Source organism: Paenibacillus sp. CH40 (assembly GCF_024213605.1).
Classification (GTDB): Bacteria; Bacillota; Bacilli; order Paenibacillales; family Paenibacillaceae; genus Paenibacillus; species Paenibacillus polymyxa_B.
Genome location: NZ_JANAVQ010000002.1, coordinates 731,643 through 751,042 on the forward strand (window position 1 = coordinate 731,643; position 19,400 = coordinate 751,042).

Below are 19,400 nucleotides of genomic sequence, written 5' to 3' on the forward strand. Positions count from 1 at the left end.
AGGTTCCGTATATGATAGCTTTATCATTGTTTAAGGGAGGCTACATTTACGTGGCAGTATTAATCAACGAGCAAATTAAAGCTGACGAAGTGGTACTCACTGGACTCGCGGGAGAGAAGCTCGGCGTTGTCTCCAAGTCAGAAGCCTTGGCTATGGCCCGATCCCAAGGGGTGGACCTGGTATGTAGCTCACTCATGAGCAGTCCACCGCCCTGTAGCTTGGTCGCAAAGGGCAAAGGAAAAGCGCTGGCGCAAAAAGAAACCGCAGCAAGCAAAAATGTCGGCCGAGCCGCAAGAAACAGCGGCAAAGAAAAGGTCAAGGAGCTTCGCTTCACTGCTCATATTGAGGAGCATGATTACGACACGAAGCTGCGTCAGGCAGACAAACATCTGCGTTCCGGCAAACCGGTGCAGTTAGTCGTTAAAGCGTCTGGAGCAAAAGAAGCACCCGTCGCCAAAGCGGTACTAGAGCGGCTACTGGTCGATCTGAAGGAAGCCGGGGTGAAGGAAACTGGAATCCAGACGGGCGGCAAGGGCTCACAAGTGAAATTAAACCCGCGCTGAATGGCGAATCCGTAAATTGGACAAGTCACTTAGACCGTAGGAAACAGAGGGAGGTCACTAATGGACATGAATGGACCTGTCAACATTTCTCGAAGTGAGAGACTTCAGACTTGCCACGAAATAGCTGCGAGGTTACATGAAGTATACAGAGACAAAATTCTGGCTATAGGGGTCTATGGATCTGTTGCCAAAGGTACTGACGGCCCTTTTTCGGACATTGAAATGTTTTGCGTACTGAGTGAACCAAACGGCCCCGTAGAATTTAGCCATGAATGGTCGGCAGGGCCCTGGAAAGCTGAGGTGAACGTCTGTAGTTCAGACATTCTTGTTAAAATTGCCTCTACTGTTGAGGGCGATTGGCCGTTGACACATGGACCCTTCTTTTCCCCACTTCGTCTGTATGATCCTAAAAACTTTTTTTCTATATTAAAGGAAGCGGCCGAATTCCCAACAAAGGAAGATTTCAGGCATGCCATCAACGAAGTGCTTGTAGGTGAAATGTATGAGTTTAATCGAAAATAAAATTGCTTTAATTGCGCTTACTATAATATATGTTTTTGATATGCCCCCTCCCCTTTTCGTTAAGGGGGATTTTACTTTTCTTCTGGATGGATGATACTGCTTCGTTATATTTTCCCACTGTAATATATTTAAAATTTAAACTACTTGATTTCACCCCCTACCTCCTTTATTCTCTGTATATGTAACTCTGGCTTTGCTTATCTGAGAAAATATTACGCATAGGGCTTTATATAGATTTTATTTTTGTTAATATCCAACAACAGGGCCTTAGGCACTATGATAGATTACGTTTTAATGATATATTGATAGGTACTATAAAAGACTAATTACCCATGGCTTGGGCTGGAGGATGTATGCAAAAGGAATCAAATCAAGACGAAACCAGTTATTTATTTAATGTAGATGTATTAGTTAAAGGTCGTTCGAACGTAGAGGCCCTTCAGTTCCTGCTTAATCTCTTGAGCCAAAATGAACAAATTGCGGATAGCCGGATTCAATCCGGTATCGAACTTGGCAATTTAATTGAAGCTGCACTGTACCTAAAAAAACAGTCGGCCGTGAATAACCCATCTAATGCAGCCGCTACGCTCGCGGAAAAATTCTCTAAAAAGAAATCAGCCGCAATTACGAACAAGCCACCAGTCGTTCAAGAGATCAAACAATCCCACGTACAGCCAAAGCCTGCAATTCAACAAGACCTTAGTACGTATGAATGGATCAAACGCTATATTCAAGATAACACGCTTGTACGGTTAATCGTGAACCGCTATGGCGGACAGCGCAGCATTCCTTGCCGCATCCTCAATCTGGATCATGATAATAGCCTGCTGAGTGTGTATCATGTAGATGAGAAGCAAGTGTACTCCTTTAAAATGAATGAGATCGATGAAATCACATCGTAAATGTAAATACTTCACAAAAAAAACGAAGCATGAAAAAAAGAGAACGGGCAGGAAAACATGACGTCTTTCTTGTCCATTCTCTTTTTTTGCATTATCCGAAAAGAACTCTAATCCTCTTTCATCAGACCCATGGCAGCCCATGCCAGCAATACCCATCCTGCAATAAAACACACGCCTCCTAGAGGGGTAATAGCCCCCAGCACACGGATTCCAGTCAAACTTAGCACATACAAGCTACCAGAAAACAAAATGATACCCGTCAATAACAGACGCGCTGCCCATCTTAAACGGTTGGAAGGCCCCCACTGTCCGGCAACCAACGCAATGATCAGCAAACCGACAGCGTGAATCATATGATATTTCACACCTGTTTCATACACGGCCAAAGCATCCGCGTCGATCCGGGCTTTCACAATATGTGCCCCGAACGCTCCAATGGCTACCGCCAACATCATCATTATAGATCCCACAAATATCCATTTTCGTTGCATGTTTGTGTACTCCTTTTCATCTCATCCTTTTAGCCGAATGTTCTTCTTATTTTATCGAAACCGTATGAAGTTTACCAGCCAGCGTGTGTGAACAGACCGCATACAGAATTGGATGATTAGACCCTGTCTTTTGAAGGGTAATGTGTAGGATGGCTTGCTTTTTTGTTTATTTTGTGGAAAATTAGTACCTGTTCGGACTATGTTCAAGGAGTGGAAAAAATGAGTTACCAAGATCCTAATTTGCAAAAACCTGCTGCGTCTGAGGAGCACCCTGTTTTTTCAGAAGCTCCTGTGTTTCAGCCTCCGGTCAAGCTCAAACATTCCGGTCCCGGAATTGCTTCTTTTATTATGTCGCTTGTCAGCCTGATCGGATATATTATTCTGGCTATTATGGTCATTAATCTGCTGGCTCATTTCAGCCAATACCAAACGTTGAACCCGGAAGTCGCTCTGCAGCAAACCGGAACGGTATTGCTTCCTTTTATTTTTTTAGGCAGCCTGTTGCTGAATTGTAGCGGACTTGTGGTCGGTATCATTGGAATTGCGTTAAAAAACCGTAAGAAAACCTTTGCTATTACAGGCTTAATCATTAATGCACTTATTATTGTGGGCTTTATTGCTCTTCTGGCCATCGGTCTTTCCGTTCCGAATAGCACAGCGGATATCTATCCTTCCTCCGTGCAATCTTTATAATTTTTCTGCATCACACAGAGAGGATTCAATGTATGAACAAAATTAAAATTTTTGCCGACAGTACCAGTGATGTTCCTGCTCACTGGCGTCAACAGTACGAGATTAGCATTGTGCCATTGTATACAGTATTTGGTGATGAGGCATTGCAGGATGGGGTGAACATTCACCCGGAACAATTGTTTCAACGTGTAAGCCGCGAGGGACATTTACCGCGTACCGCCGCACCTTCTCCATCGGATTTTATTCAGGCCTTTGCGCCCTACATAGAACAAGGGGACGACATTTTATATATCAGTCTGTCTTCCGAGCTATCATCGACGTACCAGAATGCGCTACTCGCTGCCTCTGAATTTCCGGAAGGCCGCGTTACGGTTTTTGATTCCTTGAATTTATCGTGCGGCTTTGGCCTGCTTGTGATGAAAGCTGCTCGTGCGGCAACCAACGGCAATACGATAGAGCAGATTGTAGACATGTTGACGAAAACCAGGCCGCTCATAGACACGGAATTTGTCATTGATACACTTGAATACCTGTATAAAGGCGGAAGATGTTCAGGCATGCAAAACCTGATCGGAAGTCTGCTCAAAATTCGTCCGGTGATCAAAGTGATTGACGGAAAAATGACGCCTGCCTACAAAGTCCGCGGCAAACGTGAAAAAGCTTTGGATCAGATGCTGCAAAATGCACTGAATCAACGAGATCAGATGGATAACGATATCATTATTGTCGTGCACGCTTTGGCCGAGGAAGACGCGCTAATGCTGCAAGCTCGCTTGAAAGAAGAAACGAACGCACAAGAGGTACTGCTAACTACAGCAGGCTGTGTCATTTCCAGTCATTGTGGTCCACAGACCATCGGTATTATGTATGCCAAAAAAGCATAGTTTATCCAATATCAAACCCGTTGCCGCATAGGTGGCGGGTTTTTTGGTATTTTTCCAGCAATTTAGCAATGAATAACTTTCCTCTTTTTGATAGTATTATTCGTCGAGTAACGATATATGAGTCTACAATCTATCATAAAAAAGAAGGTTATTTGGTATGAGTTCCAAACGATCACGTTGGTTAACCAGGCTCACGCTTTCAGCAACTGCAGCCATCACAATATTCACAACATTCACTTCGTACTTAGCTGCTCCAGCAGCAGCATCCGGCGCTACGTTCCAAGATATTGCACACAGCTATGCCTATCAGTCTATTATTTCCCTGCACGCTAAAGGAATTTTGAATGGTACACAACCTGGTTACTTCTCTCCTAAAAAGGCTGTTACCAGAGCCGAATGGGTTACCGCACTGGACCGTACACTCGCTCTGGAGCCTGTACAAGCGGCCGTTTCCTCCTACCAAGATGTTGCCAAAAAGACGTGGTACTATGGATGGATTGAAGCGGCTTCTCAACTCAATATCGTTCAGGGGGGAACGTCTGCCACATTCCAACCTAATAGTCCTATAACCCGTCAAGAAGCGGCCTTGATGATCGCACGTCTCATCCGCTCTTCGGGCGGATCAGGAGATGCTACTTCCTCCTTCACAGATACTGGCGAAATTGCAGATTGGGCCCTTGATGCGGTAACCACCGTAAATCGTTACGGCTTTATGAAAGGTGAAAGTAACTATTTCCGCCCTGCATCCTCTCTGACCCGTGAAGAAACAGCTGTATTGCTGGAACGACTGCTAACGTATTCAACAAAGCATGCTAACCAAACTGCTTCCACCGCTTCTTCCATCCGAATAGGCTGGCAATATGATCAAACCGTTCAGCAGTTTGAAAATACGGTGCTCCAATCCAACATCAACACCCTATCACCACGTTGGTTTTTTCTAAATGAAACAGGTATTATCAGCGATTATACCAATTCGTCGCTGCTTGCCTGGTCCAAACAGCATCATAAAAATATCTGGGCGATGGTAGGCAACCGTTCCAACCTGGCACTGACGCACCAAATTCTGTCCAGTGAGGTTCTACGAAATACAACCATAACTCAGCTTGCTAATGCCGTATCAGTGTACGGTTTGAACGGACTTGTCATTGATTTTGAAAATGTAGATGGTCAGGATCGTGCCAATTTAACATTGTTCGTCCAACAATTAAAAGCTAAGTTGAAGAGTCAGAATACGGTACTGGCGATTTGTGTATCTCCTGATTACGGAACGGACTGGACTGCCGCGTTTGATTATAAACAGCTTGGCGGTGCGGCAGACTATCTGATCCTGATGGGATATGACGAGCATTGGGGAGGTAGCTCGATCCCCGGCTCTGTGTCCTCACTGCCATGGCTCCGTGAAAGCGTGCGGCGTTTTGTACAAACCACCGATCCGGAGAAAGCGATCTTGGCGTTGCCATTATTTACACGGAACTGGACGCTTAACGCTAGCGGGCAATCAATCGCTTCCTCTGATATTTCATTAGATCAGCAAAACCAGCTAGTATCTCGTTCCGGCTCCAAACCAATCTGGAATGAGGATATTCAGCAGTATGCCGTGTCTTACAAAGACACGCAGCTTCATAAGCTGTGGCTCGAGGAAGGACGATCCTTCACTCGTAAGTATCGCTTGGGACAGGATGCTGGGTTTGCTGGCTTCGCCTACTGGTATCCGGGCGGAGCCAGCTCTGATCTGTGGTCCAGTGTAAAAAACGCAGACCGATTTATACAGCGTGGTTTATAAAATACGAAGCCTTCAACCTCACATGAAAAGTGAAGTTGAAGGCTTTTGACATATATACTTATTCCCAGCCTATGACCGATATGCAACTTTCCCGTTTACAACTGTCATTCGTACCTTAACATCAAGTAAAGCTTGCGGGCTTTCCGATACATCACGGTCAATGACTGTAAAGTCAGCGGCTTTCCCTTCAGCTATCGTCCCTCTTTCATCAGCCTCACCGGCTGCTACTGCGCTTCCCGTGGTAAACAAATGAATGGCTTCATGTACATCCAGCTTTTCAGCGGGAAGATAGCCCTCATGCATTTCTTCCGGCTTGGCACGAGTCACTGCCGCATGAATACCAAGAAAAGGGTTTAACGGCTCAATCGGCGCGTCACTACCTCCAGCACATGGAATGCCTGCTTCCAGTAGCTTTTTCCAGGCATATAAATATTCAGTCCGTTCTTTCCCCACCCGACCCAGTACCCAAGGGAAGTCACTTGCGACAAAACGGGGCTGGATGTCCGCGATCAGCGGCAGCTTCGCCATTCTCTTGACCAAATCACCCCTAAGCACCTGTCCATGGATCAGGCGGTCTGGCAAACCGCTTTCCTCCGTGAGCGCATGAGCCTCCATCGCTGTCAAAATCATGTGCGCCGCCCCATCCCCTATGGCATGCACAGCCACCGGATAGCCTGCTGCTCTGACAGCAGCCACCATCTGATTCAGCTCTGGCTGCGGTTGGATCGCCATTCCACAGGTATGTGGAGCATCACTGTAAGGTTCGGATAATAAAGCCGTTCTTCCACCAATAGCGCCATCGGCAAACATTTTTATCGCACCGATTTTAAACCACTCATTTCCGGTACCTGAACGCAGCCCTTGCACTTTCGCTTCTTCCAAAAATGGATGATAGATGAGCTGGTGTGTGCGAAAAGGAAGACCTTCTTCCCTCAGCTCCCTGTAAATTTGCTGCATCGTCTCCACGCTGCCCAAAAAACGTAAATCCTCTGTGTGCGCAGCAGTCAAACCAAGCCTTAGCGCATCCATACAAGCCCGCCGAATCGTATCCTTCTTAACCGAATAATCCGGCTCTGGCTGCACACTAGTAAAGGCAAAGGATGCTTCCTCATAAATCAATCCGTTCAACCGTCCATCTGCATCTCGCCCATAGGCTCCCGAAGCCGGGTCAGGGGTGTCCTCGTTAATACCCGCACGTCGAAATGCCTCTGAATTGGCCAAGAACGTATGAAAGCACGTACGAGTGAGATATACCGGATGCTGATCTGTAATGGCATCCAGCTCGGCTATATCCGGTATTTCAACAGGAATAAACGCATTTTCATTCCAGTTGAGTCCTAAAATCCATTCTCCCGGCGGTGTTACAGCGACCCGTTTGCGCAGCATAGCCAGCATCTCTTCCTTGGAGGTAGCTGATGTTAAATCCAGCATAGCCAGCTTCATACCATGCATAGACAAATGCATATGTGAATCGGTTAAGCCTGGCAGTACATAAGCGTCTTCCCAATCCACAGTTTCATATTCCTTACCGGACAACTGTAATTCAAGCTCCCGAGCATACCCGATGGCCTGTATCCGTCCATGCTGTACAACGATAGAGTCTCCTTTGAAAGCCCACTCCCCATACAACCGGCCGTGCTTGAACAAAACGAATGTCAACGCCACTCATCTCCTTTTTTTCAACTATACGCATATCCACTTCATATTACGCCTATGTTGCCACTTCCAAGCGTAGTGTATTTATATCTATCTGCTGCACCTGCTGGGCAAATTGGTCATGAGCTGCACAGACAGCCATTTTATAATCCTGATCCAGCTCATACTGCTTAAAATGACAATACTCGGTGGTAAAGCCCTCTGTCGTGAAGCCTATGAATGGTTGTGCCTTTAGCTCAAATGAAAAAGACTTCAACGGTAGGGTTAGTCCCTGCCCCTCGGCCTTGACAAAGCTTTCCTTAAGCGTCCATAGATCGTAAAAATACGATAAGCGGCTGTCTGCGTCCTGACGCATTAACGCATCATACTCTGTGTCCGAAAAGCACACTCTACCTACCTCCAAATCAATAGGACGGAGCTGCTCAATGTCAATTCCAAGCGGGTGATCATCAATAGCGCATACCACCCATTTTCCCGAGTGAGAAACATTAAAATGGAATGCGGGTGCATTAATCAAGGAAGGCTTACCGAATGCATTGTATGTAAATTGAAGACTGGCATTAGATACCTTCAATTGCCGGCAGGCCAACCATCTTAGCAGCACATCGGCATATAACCCCCTCAAAGCATCTTCCCGATGTAAAAAACGATCTAACTTCTGCTGCTTTTCCAGCGAAACCTGATTTACCAGTGATTCGTAATGCTCCTCAGCCTCCGGCTTGCTCGTATCAATCGCGTATATTTTCATGGTTGCCTCCTGTATACCTAATGAATATCAGCCAGTTTGTAACACTCACCGTTCGATGGAAGTCTGTTAGATATGGATGGCGTGTGCCGTGTACATGGTCAATATACTACTCTAGCACTTTCAATTCAATATGGATACAATTGGGATAAGTAGCTCTATTAAAACTACTTCATAGAGTCCATTAATGAAAGCGCTTTAAAATAAAACATACAGAGGAGGACGAAACAATGAAATATGATTTTGCCCGCTTGCTGTGTATTATGCTCTCTATTTTGCTGACGTTGAGCATTTTTCAGATGTTTTCACCTAAGATCGCTTCAGCCGCTTCAGCGAATGTTGTGAATGGCATTCAGTTTAAAGATACAGATGGAAACGTGGTCCATGCCCATGGGGGTGGTATGATTAAAGTAGACGGTTACTATTATTGGTTTGGTGAAAATCGTAATCCCAACGGCACATTCAAGGCGGTATCCGCCTACCGTTCCTCTGATTTAAAAAACTGGGAGTTTCGTAAAAACGTACTGACCAGCAGCTCCGCCGTAGAGCTGAATGTTTCGAATATTGAACGTCCGAAAGTAATTTATAATGAAAAAACACGTAAATACGTATTATGGATGCACAAGGAGAATGGGGTTAATTACAACGAGGCCCGAGTGGCTGTCGCCTCTTCCGATACGGTGGACGGCGATTACACGTATCAGGGCAGCTTCCGTCCTCTGGATTACGATTCGCGCGATATGACCGTATACAACGATAACGGTACAGCTTACCTCATTTCGGCTACCCGGGTAAACGCAGATCTGAACATTTATCGACTGACACCGGATTTTCTGCAAGTTGAATCGCTGGTGACTACACTTTGGCCTGGACAATATCGTGAAGCTCCGGCGATGTTCAAAAAAGGAGACGTCTACTTCCTGATTACATCCGGGGCAACCGGCTGGAATCCCAATCAGGCCAAGTATGCTACCGCATCCAGCATTGAAGGAACCTGGAGTAATACGATAAACTTCGGGGACGGTACGACATATGGTTCACAGTCGGCTTACGTGATCCCTGTTGAAGGTGCCCAGACAACTTCATACCTGTATTTGGGCGACCGTTGGGCGGGTGCGTGGAGCGGTCCTGTGCAGGATTCTCAATATGTATGGTTGCCACTGCGTTTTCCAACAGCGACTTCATTAGCCATGGATTGGTTCGACAGCATTAATATTGACACCGCCAGTGGTGTGGTCGAGGGGATAACGACGCCAATTGCCATTGATCCGGATGACTATTATCAGCTAGTGAATCGCAAGAGCAATAAGCCACTAAGCATTATTGGCAATGCAACGACGGACGGCGCAGATCTGGAGCAGCGTGCAAATTCCGGGGCAGCAAACCAGCAATGGCAGCTCAAGGATGCAGGCAGCGGATATTATAAAATTATAAACCGCAACAGCGGAAAGCTAATTGGTGTTGAAAGCGGTACGACAACAGACGGTACAGTTATTGAGCAGTGGAGCGACGGAGGCTGGTCCAGTCAGCATTGGCAATTAGTATCCGTAACCGGTGGTTATTACAAGCTGAAAAATCGGGCAACCGGCAAGCTGATCGATATTTCTGAAGGCGCCACCGCCGATGGAGCTAAAGCCATTCAATGGGGCGATAACGGTGGGACAAATCAGCATTTCCGTGTAGTTAAAGTAGAATAGCTCAAGTTATTTTCAAAAGGAGCCGTATTCCAAGCAGATCATGGTCGACTGCTACCGGAAAAGACGGCTCCTTTTTACGTAAAACGATGAAATTGATAATCTCTAGTACGTTACAGTTCCCACGGATAATCTGTTGTCAGAAAACTAGCCAGCTGCTTGCTTTCTTCCCTCCGCTGACGCCGTATGGCTGCGCGAGATGGAGCCGTCTGGTGCAATTGTAACTGCTCTTCTGTTTCTGGAATCACCTGTGGCACGGTCACCTTACGGTTGTTCTCGTCCAAAGCCACAAAGGTCAGGAAGGCGGTGGCTGCGATTTTTCGGTCGCCAGTCATCAGTCCTTCACGAATTACCTTTACGAACACCTCCATCGAGCTGCGGCCTGTCCAGGTTACGAACGCTTCCAGCGTGACAGAATCACTCGGATGGATAGGTAGCAAAAAATCCACCGAATCCGTAGAGGCTGTAACTGTGTTCGTACGACACAGCTTAGCAGCTGCAATAGATGCGATATCGTCGATATACGACATCAATCGGCCGCCGAAGAGCGTGTTATGATTGTTGATATCGTTGGGAAATACTCGGGACGTCTTGAAGCAGTAGGTTTCTCGGATGTACTTGCTTTCCATGGGTTCTTTCCTCTCTTTTCCTCGTTGCTCTCTTTTTATATCTCTGGATTTTGCAAAATCCTGATGTGGAAGCCTGTTTTAGACTATGCTAATCATCCCACTAATCCGCATAATAAATCAATACATAAAAATCGGCATCCTCTTCCGAATTATTGCGGTAGGTATGTATGTCAGATACTTGAAATTGCACAGCATCCCCTGCACTCAGCTTGAGCTGTTGCCCCTGCATTTCAAAGTACATCTCCCCACGGATCATGAGAATCGTTTCCTCACCCAGATGCTTCTCTGCCTGGTGTGTAAAGCCTGGCTTCAGACTTACCGTGAACACCTCAAACTTCTTTTCAGCGTGATACGGGAATACAGGGTAAACAAAATAGTTACCATCCTCATCAATAACCGGATGCAGGTCTTCCCTCCGAATCTTCGTGATTTGCGGCGGGTCTTCTTTGAGAAAGGTGGAGAAGGATACATGCAAACCGTTCGCAATTTTCCAAAGGGTTGTTACCGTAGGATTGGATTTCCCCTTCTCAATCTGAGCCAGCATCCCTTTGCTGACCCCTGTCAGTTCAGCCACCTTATCCAAACTTAATCCTCTAGTCTTCCTGATTTGAGCCAAATTAGAGCCAATAATATGCTGCATTGAATCCACGGAACGTTGCCTCCTTGTATCCAAAAGTCTATATAAGAAGAATACACAATTTACTCGAGAGAGGTTCATTCGAAAATGAATCTACAATTAAGTCTTAACAGCCTTATTGCTATCTAGCTTACACAAACTCATTATCTTATCCAATATAAAAAAGTGTCAAATTGAAAAATCAATTTGACACTCGCTACTCAATGAGTTCCTTCGTGAGATAATTAAAATTTGAATAATATCAATAGTTAACGTCTAAACATTCTCATTTCCCCAAATGCTTACCAGATCATTGATCTGAAGCGACACGACCCTTAGTTCTCCACCAATGGCGTAGAGTTCTAAACCCTTACTTTCGAAGTCCGGAAAAATCATGTCTGAAATGATTGCTTTTCCATGATTGCCGAAGACTTCGACACTTGACCAATCCAGATAAATGCTCAACTGTATCCTCTCATGCTCTGGCTTCATAGTGGCCTTGTGTATTGCTGTGAAATCGGAATGAAAATCAGTGGCGCTCGACTTCGTCCGATCGACGAACAATTCCTCATTCGAGATATTATATCCGATGATCGTCTCCTGATTGGCGGACTTCCGTACTTTAAACCCGAATTCCACGGCAGTACCGATTTCAAATTCTGCAATAATTTCTGCCTTGGCTGCCGAAATATCAGACAACACGTTCATACCTGGCTTAATCGTCAAGTCTTGCAGAGACAAAATTGGTTTTCTTAGCTGACTTAATTCATTTATAGGTGTTTGGATTAGGCGAAGTCCCTCCGGATAAGTTCTAAGCTGTAACTCACGAGGAATTGACATCTTGCCACGCCATTCCTCTGAAGGTAGCGTGGTACCATAACGCCAATTGTTCATCCAGCCGACCCAAATCTTTCGTCCGTCCTCGTTTGGAATGCCATTCCAGGTCACGGCCGCGTAAAAGTCTGATCCATAGTCTACCCATTTGATAGTATCGATAGATTCCAACGCTTCATCTGGCGTGAACGACTTACCGTCAAAGCTGCCTACGAAATACATCATGCCAGAACCGCCTGCCGGTGGTTCCGGATCGTCTGGATTCACACCATTTCTATCCCCGACGCTTAGCATCAGAATCCACTTCGTGGTATTAAGATCCTCATCCACTTGGATTCGAAATATATCAGGACATTCAAATATCCCTCGGTGGATATGCGGAATGTCGGAACCGAATTCGCTTGCAAAAGACCATTCTTTCAGGTTTGGAGATGTGTAAAATTCTACACGGTCCCTTACGGCAAGAACCATGATCCACATTGATGATTCATCATGCCAAATCACCTTCGGATCACGAAAGTCTAGCGTATCTGTTGGAAATAAAACCGGGTTACCTTCATATTTTGTCCAGCTTCGACCCTTATCCTTGCTGTAAGCAATGCTTTGCACCTGCGGCTTTCCAGGCTGAGCCTTGTTGCCCTCATTCGTATAAATGGCAACCAATCCTGATCCTTCCTCGTCGAAAAATCCGCTGGTATTGTTCTTATCCACCACCGCACTCCCCGAGAAGATCGCTCCGTCCTCCCCAGGTGGAATGGCCGGTGGAAGCTCAGTCCAATGCACTAGATCCTTGCTTACCGCATGACCCCAATGCATGTTGCCAAAATCAGGTTGCGTATCATGGGGGGTATGCTGGTAGAACAGGTGGTACTCTCCTTCAAAGTAAACCATGCCGTTGGGATCGTTCATCCAATTTTTCTCCGGTGAATAATGAAATTGAGGCCTGTACGTCTCACTATAGTTACTTTTTCTCTTTCTGCCGCTATAGTCGTCCGTTAGGTTTAATTCTTTCATAGTATCCGCTCTCCTTTTGATTGTTGATAAGGTATTTAACATAATAATTTGAGTTTGCTCGTTTGCAAATGAATTTGAGATACTATCATTTAAATGTTTCAGCCTTGATCTTTAAGATATCTGTCATAACCTTTTTGTTTGATTTCCAGCCATTTATCTAGCCCCAGTCTGGACAGCTCGGCTTTATATTCGGCCCATTCTTCTTCCACTTTACCCGTCTTGATCCATTCCGCCCGCTTGCGGTTAACGTAAGCAAACAAATCGGTTTCCAATGTGGAAATCTGCTTCTGATCCTCCAGCGAGAAGAAGACTTTCGGGAAATTATGGTCAGCCTTCATATAAGGAACGAGTCTTTCCTTCATGAGTTTAAGCCGTCCCACTGCATCATTGGGCTTGGTCGTTACTTTTCCGTAATACTCGTCAAGAATTGCCAATGGACCGCCGATATTCGTTTTTTGCCGCAGCTCGACAGGGGCCGTTCCCTTAAGCGGAAGATGCTTCAGCATATGACTCGCTTCATCGTATTCAAAAATGTTCTGCTGAGTTTTGTCGCCGTAGGTGCCCCAGTTGTCCTGTACGGACTGGATAGGATCATACAGTTGGTCAATCCATTTTGCCGTAAGCTCAAGATTTTTGTTGTCACTGGTAATCACCATTCTCCCCCGGTCAAAGCCGAGATTGTTCGTGCGGGTCACATTGACTTCACCGCTTGGCCCGGCGAGCGGATTCATCAATTCATATTTATCGTTATCTCCTGAGATGTTCGCCTTATCCCATTGAAAGTAGAGACCATATTTTTCATTCTGGCCTTTGGCCAGATACGTATTGTAATCCTGCTCGAATGACTCTTCGTCGATCAGGTTCAGCTTATACAGCTCATTAAGATATTTAATCCCCTCTTTATAACCATCCTGATCGGCAGTGAAGACCACTTTCCCCTCATTGGTCACTACCGTATGATCGCCGTTGTCCCCAAGACCGAATGATCCGAACAGAAAATTCAGGTCCTCATTGCCGTTATTGAGCATAAAGGACAGCGGGATTTCATCCGCTTGGCCATTTCCGTTAGGGTCGCCATTTTTAAATGCGAGCAGAACTTTTTTTAAATCCTCGGTGGTTTTTGGCATTTTAAGTCCCAGCTTTTTCAGCCACTCCACATTGATCCATGGCATGTCGTTTACAGAATGAATGCTCTCCTTCTCAGAACCCAGTTCTTCAATCCAAGGAAAGGCATAAATGTGCCCGTCCTGTGCGGTTATCATGGATCTGTACTCAGGTGCTTCCTTCAATACCTTCTGCAGATTCGGCATATATTTTTGAATCAAATCCTCTAAAGGGATAATAGTTCCATCCTTTCCGAGATTCAACAAATCATAATCAGAATATCCGGCATCCAGTATGGCATCTGGAAGATCTCCACTGGCAACAGCAAGGTTTCTTTTTTCAATGAAGGAATCGGAGGTGAAGTTGGTAAAATCGATATGCACCCCTGTTTTTTCTTCCAGTCTTTTATAAATCAACTTTTCATTTGGATCGGAAGGTGCCAGCGGTGAGCTTTGAGTCATAAAATGCAAAGTAACTTTCTCTTTAAGCGGCAGAGTAACATTTTCCAGCTTGTAATCTTCGGATGCCGCAGAATTATTGCCTGAACCGCCACATCCGGCAAGCAGTGAAGTAGAAAGTGCCAACACAGACAAGGTTAGTAATGTTTTTTTCATCTCTATTCCCCCGATTTGTTATTTGATCGAACCTACCATGACACCCTTTTCGAAATACTTCTGGAAGAATGGATACATGACAATCAAAGGCAAACTTGATATGACAATGGCAGAGTACTTAATCATTTCAGACAATTTCTTAAGCTCCGCTTGTGCCATCGCATCGGCAATCATGCCGGGCTGAACCTGATTCTGTATCAAAATGGAGCGCAGTACTAGTTGAAGCGGAAACAGCTTCGGATCATCCAGATAAATCATGGCGTCGAAATAAGAATTCCACTGTCCGACAAAAGCGTATAAAGCTAGAACAAAAATAATAGGCTTGGAAAGCGGCAGGACGATTTTAAAGAAAATACTGAGCTCGGAAGCTCCGTCTATACTCGCCGCCTGGAACAGTTCTTTCGGAAGTCCCTGGAAATAAGTCTTTGCCAGAATAATATTGAATACGCTGATCGAGCCGGGCAGAATAATGGCCCAGACCGTATTCAACATGCCTAAATCCTTAATCACCAGGTAGGTAGGAATCAGACCGCCACCGAAAAACATCGTTATCAGGAAAAAGATCATAATGGACCGTTTCCCTACCAACTCTTCAATCGCAAGCGGATAAGCCGCGAAGACGGAAAATAATACGGTTGCGAACGCAAAGGCTGCTGAATAAAAAATAGCATTAAAAAAACCGCGGATCATGGCACTGTTGCTTAGGATTTTGGCATATCCCGTGAGTGTCCAGTCTGATGATGTAATGGCAAACCCTTTGGTAATCAGGGTATTTGGAGTTAAAAAGGACGAAAGCACCACATAAACCAGCGGTAACAGAATAGCGAGAACAAACAAACCAAGTAGAATATAATTGATGATGAGCAGAATCCGGTCCTTCCCGGTGTAATGAATATCCATAAATACCTCCTTCTTTAATACAGCCCTTCTCCTTCGTTCAGCTTCTTGACGACGGTATTTACGAAAATCAACAGGAATACATTAATTACGGAATTGAACAACCCGATTGCCGTAGAATAAGCATAATCGCCGGATTGCAACCCCACCTTGTATACGTAAGTCGCGATGATTTCCGAGGTAGGTGTGTTCAGAGCCGTCTGCATCAGGTAAGCCTTTTCATAGCCGATCGACATAATACCTCCTGCAGCGAGAATGAACAGGACGGCCATGACGGGTTTAAGAGCTGGCAGATCAATGTGGAAGATTCTCTTCATCAATGAAGCGCCATCAATTGTTGCAGCGTCATGCAACTGCGGGTCCACATTGGCTAAGGTGGCCACATAAATGATAGAGGACCAGCCCGCTGTTTGCCATATACCGGACAAAATATATACCGTTCGGAAATAGGCAGGATCAGTCATAAAAGCAATCGGCTTGCCGGTGAAGGTTGTTACCAAAGCGTTCACTATTCCAGCTGGCGATAGAAAAACAAACAGCATACCGGCAACAACAACAACCGAGATGAAGTTAGGTGCGTATACAATAAGCTGAATATTCTTCTTGAACTTCGCTCCTCTGACCAGATTTAGCATTAAGGCCAGAATGATTGGTACTGGGAAGCCGAGAATAAGACCGTAAGCGCTTAATTTAAGCGTATTCATTAAAATGTCATAAAAATTTGGTGATGAAAGAAACCGCTGAAAATGTTCAAATCCAACCCATTCGCTGCCGAGGATGCCTTTTCTTGGGCTGAAATTTTTAAACGCAATGATCGAGCCGTACATGGGAACATACTTGAAAATGACGGTAAGAATTATGGACGGAAGCAGAAACAAATACAATATATAATTTCGAAGCATATAGCTTAACCAATGGTTTCTTTTTTTTGTTTCTGAAGCCTTTAGTCCCCTTTTTTGAACGATCGAATTTGCCAATATTTTCCCTCCTACTGTTCACGGCTTGTTATACGACACAAAATATAAGCCATGTTATGTCATCTCTCTGACATAATTAACCAAGATGTTTTTCAAATACTTGCTTGTAATATCCACACCTCCAACAGAACGAGAATTTTACACATTCCCAAAATGAATGGGCTTACAATTTACATTTGAACATTTTTACTCTTACAATTTATCAGATGTACATTTAATTAGTCAATATATTTCGGGTGAAAAATTCATTCGAAAAGCGTATTTCAAGATAATTATAATGTTTTTAGCAAAAATATATCAAAAATACACAATATAAATAAACAAACGTAAACTTATATTGTTCATTTGAATAAATACATTGTTAAAAACATGAAAATACTATATATTTAGAAATATGAAGAATCTTAATTCGGAGAATAAGGTGAACAATATGACGAGAAAGTCAAAGGTTACGATACAAGATATCGCTGATGCCTTGGGGATTTCCAGAAACACTGCCTCCAAGGCGCTTAATGGAGTGGAGAGTATTCCCGCCGTTACTAGGGACAAGGTGGTCAAAAAAGCAATGGAGCTTAAATACAAACAATTTTCTTATATGGAAACAGCTTCTGAAAAACAAGGCAATATCGCACTTTTGACCTGTAATCTTCCTAATAGCTCACACTTTGGATCATTGTTGATTAGCGGACTGGAGAAGGAAATCAGCAAACAGGGCTATACTTTATCTATTTATTTTGTCCGTGAGAATGATATCAATTCGATGACCCTACCCGGCAATTTTGAACCTTCGAATGTGGCTGGCATCTTCTGCATCGAAATGTTCAGCAAGGAATACAGCAAGCTGATCACAGATCTTGGCATCCCAACCATTTTTATTGATTGCGCTGCGGATATGATGTATCCAGAATTGAAGGCGGATCTAGTATTAATGGAAAATGAACACAGCACATACTGTGTTACCCGGAAATTAATCGATTATGGCTATGAAAGCTTCGGTTTTGTAGGCGATTACAATCACTGCAAAAGTTTTAATGAACGCTGGACCGGATTTAATAAGGCCTTAGCAGAAGCAGGAATCGCCGTAGATCCTGCCCATAGCATTGTAGCGCCTGACCGCAACTTCGTTCTAGAGGAGAACTGGATGGAACAGCAGTTGGATGCCCTGAGGGAATGTCCCTCCGTCTTTATTTGTGCCAATGATTTCATTGCCATCAGCGTGATCAAATCTTTGAAAAACAAAGGGATTAAAGTCCCGGAAGATATTGCTGTCTGCGGGTTCGATGATGCTTTGGAATCCCGGGTTGTCGAGCCTCATCTTACAACCGTGCATATTTACAGTAGTCAGATGGGGATTATTTCAGCCGAAATGTTATTGTCCAGAATCAAAGACAATACCATGCCATACCGAGTGACTCATGTTGCAACGGATATCGTATACCGGGACTCGACCCCTGTTCTAAACTAAATCTACCAAGAGGTGAATCAAAGTGAAAAATGACAGAACGGTTCTTTGTGTGGGCGAGTTGCTCATTGATTTTTTCTGCACGGATATTGATGTTAATCTTGCCAAGGGTCAGCATTTCTCCAAGCAGGCCGGCGGCGCTCCGGCAAATGTAAGCGCAGCCGTAGCCAAGCTCGGAGGAAAAGCGTCATTCTTGGGGAAAGTCGGGGCTGATCCCTTTGGCATGTACCTGAAGCAAACGTTGGATGAGCAGCATGTGGATACGTCCATGCTCCTTTTTGATCCGTCAACGCCGACTACACTGGCCTTTGTTTCCCTTGCCGCTAACGGCGAACGGGATTTCGTGTTCAACCGGGGAGCTGACCGTCAACTGTCTCTGCAGGACATTGATAGAGAATGGACCCGACAGGCTGCCATTCTGCATTTTGGATCGGCAACGGCCTTGCTCGCCGATCCTTTCCGAGAAGCGTATTTGTCTTTATTGGATGGAGCGAAGGCCAACGGGCAATTCACCTCCTTTGATCCCAATTACCGGGGGGACCTCTGGAAAGACAGGCAGGGGGAATTTATCACACTGTCCAGAAGAGGAATACACAATGCGGATTTGGTAAAGGTAAGCGAAGAGGAATTAAACATCATTACAGGGCTGGCTGACCGCGATGCTTCATTGGATCTTTTGCATGGGTTGGGAGCCAAGACGGTGGCGGTTACCTTGGGGAAAGAAGGAACCCTCATCTCAAGTGGTGCCTCCCGTTCGTTAATCGGCAGTATCGCTGTCAAATCGATCGACTCTACTGGTGCCGGAGATGCCTTCGTCGGAGCAATGCTGTATCAAATCAGCCAGCTGAGTCAGCCTAAGGCATTTACCTCCAACGCGAAGCAGCAGCAGGAATTTGTGACACTTGCCAATCAAGTCGGCGCCATCGTGTGCACTAAAGTTGGAGCGATTGCAGCCTTGCCGTCGTTGGAAGAAGTTAATCGTTTCGTAGCGCAAGGTTGAATCAAGGAATGAAGCGTAAGAACAGCAAAAGGTGTCCGACGATCTCTAAGGTCGCTGGATACCTTTTTAGTCATTCTTTTGAAGATGAAGTGAGAAACTAAAACATATCGAGGGAGTTTAATCAAAAGAAAACGAGTACTTATCCTACGTAGTCGTTTTCTTTTATATAAGGCAGGCCAGAATTTTTTTCGATTGCCAAAAACTTTTCATCTTTAATTAACTCAGATATTCTCATAAACCATTATAATTCATATTGCAGACTTAGCATTTATCCTGATCGGATTGCAAAGCTATTGCTAATGCAATAAATGATCCTGATG

The 19,400-nt window shown here is 44.9% G+C and carries 17 protein-coding genes and 1 pseudogene; 9 read left to right on the plus strand and 9 right to left on the minus strand.

What is annotated here, in order from left to right; genetic code table 11:
• The first annotated feature begins 50 nt into the window (after positions 1-50).
• From infC to NLX73_RS09890, 3 genes and pseudogenes are all read left to right on the plus strand, one after another.
• Positions 51-563 carry a translation initiation factor IF-3 gene (infC, locus tag NLX73_RS09880; protein WP_254326019.1) on the plus strand — a complete coding sequence of 171 codons (513 nt, stop codon included), beginning with the start codon at positions 51-53 and terminating at the stop codon, positions 561-563.
• Between the two features lie 60 nt (positions 564-623).
• Positions 624-1,073: pseudogene (locus tag NLX73_RS09885) on the plus strand (kanamycin nucleotidyltransferase C-terminal domain-containing protein); the annotation flags it as partial.
• 365 nt (positions 1,074-1,438) lie between these two features.
• Complete coding sequence (locus tag NLX73_RS09890; protein WP_069291561.1) at positions 1,439-1,987, plus strand: hypothetical protein; 549 nt, start codon at positions 1,439-1,441, stop codon at positions 1,985-1,987.
• Between the two features lie 107 nt (positions 1,988-2,094).
• Here the strand turns inward: NLX73_RS09890 and NLX73_RS09895 are convergent, their stop codons facing one another.
• Positions 2,095-2,478: a DUF423 domain-containing protein gene (locus NLX73_RS09895; protein WP_254326020.1), complete on the minus strand. Its 384-nt coding sequence runs from the start codon at positions 2,476-2,478 to the stop codon at positions 2,095-2,097.
• Between the two features lie 219 nt (positions 2,479-2,697).
• Here NLX73_RS09895 and NLX73_RS09900 point away from each other — a divergent pair, with 219 nt between their 5' ends.
• The 3 genes from NLX73_RS09900 to NLX73_RS09910 all read left to right on the plus strand — a co-directional run bounded on the left by NLX73_RS09900 (position 2,698) and on the right by NLX73_RS09910 (position 5,838).
• The gene (locus NLX73_RS09900; RefSeq protein WP_069291559.1) at positions 2,698-3,171 is read left to right on the plus strand and encodes a hypothetical protein; all 474 of its coding nucleotides are present in this window, start codon (positions 2,698-2,700) and stop codon (positions 3,169-3,171) included.
• Positions 3,172-3,203: 32 nt separating this feature from the next.
• Positions 3,204-4,055 (plus strand): DegV family protein, encoded by an 852-nt coding sequence (locus NLX73_RS09905; protein ID WP_069291558.1) that lies wholly within the window; start codon positions 3,204-3,206, stop codon positions 4,053-4,055.
• A gap of 157 nt (positions 4,056-4,212) precedes the next feature.
• Positions 4,213-5,838, plus strand: a complete 1,626-nt coding sequence (locus NLX73_RS09910; protein WP_254326021.1) for an S-layer homology domain-containing protein — start codon at positions 4,213-4,215, stop codon at positions 5,836-5,838.
• 69 nt (positions 5,839-5,907) lie between these two features.
• On the opposite strand, the gene NLX73_RS09915 is transcribed toward NLX73_RS09910, so the two are convergent.
• Positions 5,908-7,497 (minus strand): amidohydrolase, encoded by a 1,590-nt coding sequence (locus NLX73_RS09915; protein WP_254326022.1) that lies wholly within the window; start codon positions 7,495-7,497, stop codon positions 5,908-5,910.
• A gap of 52 nt (positions 7,498-7,549) precedes the next feature.
• Positions 7,550-8,242: a 4'-phosphopantetheinyl transferase family protein gene (locus tag NLX73_RS09920; RefSeq protein WP_254326023.1), complete on the minus strand. Its 693-nt coding sequence runs from the start codon at positions 8,240-8,242 to the stop codon at positions 7,550-7,552.
• Positions 8,243-8,469: 227 nt separating this feature from the next.
• Here NLX73_RS09920 and NLX73_RS09925 point away from each other — a divergent pair, with 227 nt between their 5' ends.
• On the plus strand, positions 8,470-9,936 hold the full coding sequence (locus tag NLX73_RS09925; RefSeq protein ID WP_254326024.1) for an RICIN domain-containing protein: 1,467 nt from the start codon (positions 8,470-8,472) through the stop codon (positions 9,934-9,936).
• Positions 9,937-10,046: 110 nt separating this feature from the next.
• On the opposite strand, the gene NLX73_RS09930 is transcribed toward NLX73_RS09925, so the two are convergent.
• The 6 genes from NLX73_RS09930 to NLX73_RS09955 form a co-directional block, all read right to left on the minus strand.
• Positions 10,047-10,562 carry an acyl-CoA thioesterase gene (locus NLX73_RS09930; RefSeq protein WP_013309488.1) on the minus strand — a complete coding sequence of 172 codons (516 nt, stop codon included), beginning with the start codon at positions 10,560-10,562 and terminating at the stop codon, positions 10,047-10,049.
• Positions 10,563-10,662: 100 nt separating this feature from the next.
• Positions 10,663-11,211, minus strand: coding sequence for a helix-turn-helix domain-containing protein (locus NLX73_RS09935; RefSeq protein ID WP_254326025.1), 549 nt, complete (start codon positions 11,209-11,211; stop codon positions 10,663-10,665).
• A gap of 243 nt (positions 11,212-11,454) precedes the next feature.
• The gene (locus tag NLX73_RS09940) at positions 11,455-13,026 is read right to left on the minus strand and encodes a glycoside hydrolase family 32 protein (protein WP_254326026.1); all 1,572 of its coding nucleotides are present in this window, start codon (positions 13,024-13,026) and stop codon (positions 11,455-11,457) included.
• A gap of 98 nt (positions 13,027-13,124) precedes the next feature.
• A complete protein-coding gene (locus tag NLX73_RS09945) occupies positions 13,125-14,744 on the minus strand; it encodes an ABC transporter substrate-binding protein (RefSeq protein ID WP_254326027.1) in 1,620 nt (539 codons plus the stop codon).
• 18 nt (positions 14,745-14,762) lie between these two features.
• The gene (locus NLX73_RS09950) at positions 14,763-15,644 is read right to left on the minus strand and encodes a carbohydrate ABC transporter permease (protein WP_013309484.1); all 882 of its coding nucleotides are present in this window, start codon (positions 15,642-15,644) and stop codon (positions 14,763-14,765) included.
• Between the two features lie 14 nt (positions 15,645-15,658).
• The gene (locus tag NLX73_RS09955; protein ID WP_230584986.1) at positions 15,659-16,543 is read right to left on the minus strand and encodes an ABC transporter permease; all 885 of its coding nucleotides are present in this window, start codon (positions 16,541-16,543) and stop codon (positions 15,659-15,661) included.
• Between the two features lie 505 nt (positions 16,544-17,048).
• On the opposite strand from NLX73_RS09955, the gene NLX73_RS09960 reads away from it, so the two are divergent.
• Positions 17,049-18,083, plus strand: coding sequence for a LacI family DNA-binding transcriptional regulator (locus NLX73_RS09960; RefSeq protein WP_061831435.1), 1,035 nt, complete (start codon positions 17,049-17,051; stop codon positions 18,081-18,083).
• Positions 18,084-18,105: 22 nt separating this feature from the next.
• The gene (locus tag NLX73_RS09965; RefSeq protein WP_069291553.1) at positions 18,106-19,080 is read left to right on the plus strand and encodes a carbohydrate kinase family protein; all 975 of its coding nucleotides are present in this window, start codon (positions 18,106-18,108) and stop codon (positions 19,078-19,080) included.
• The last annotated feature ends 320 nt before the right edge of the window (positions 19,081-19,400 follow it).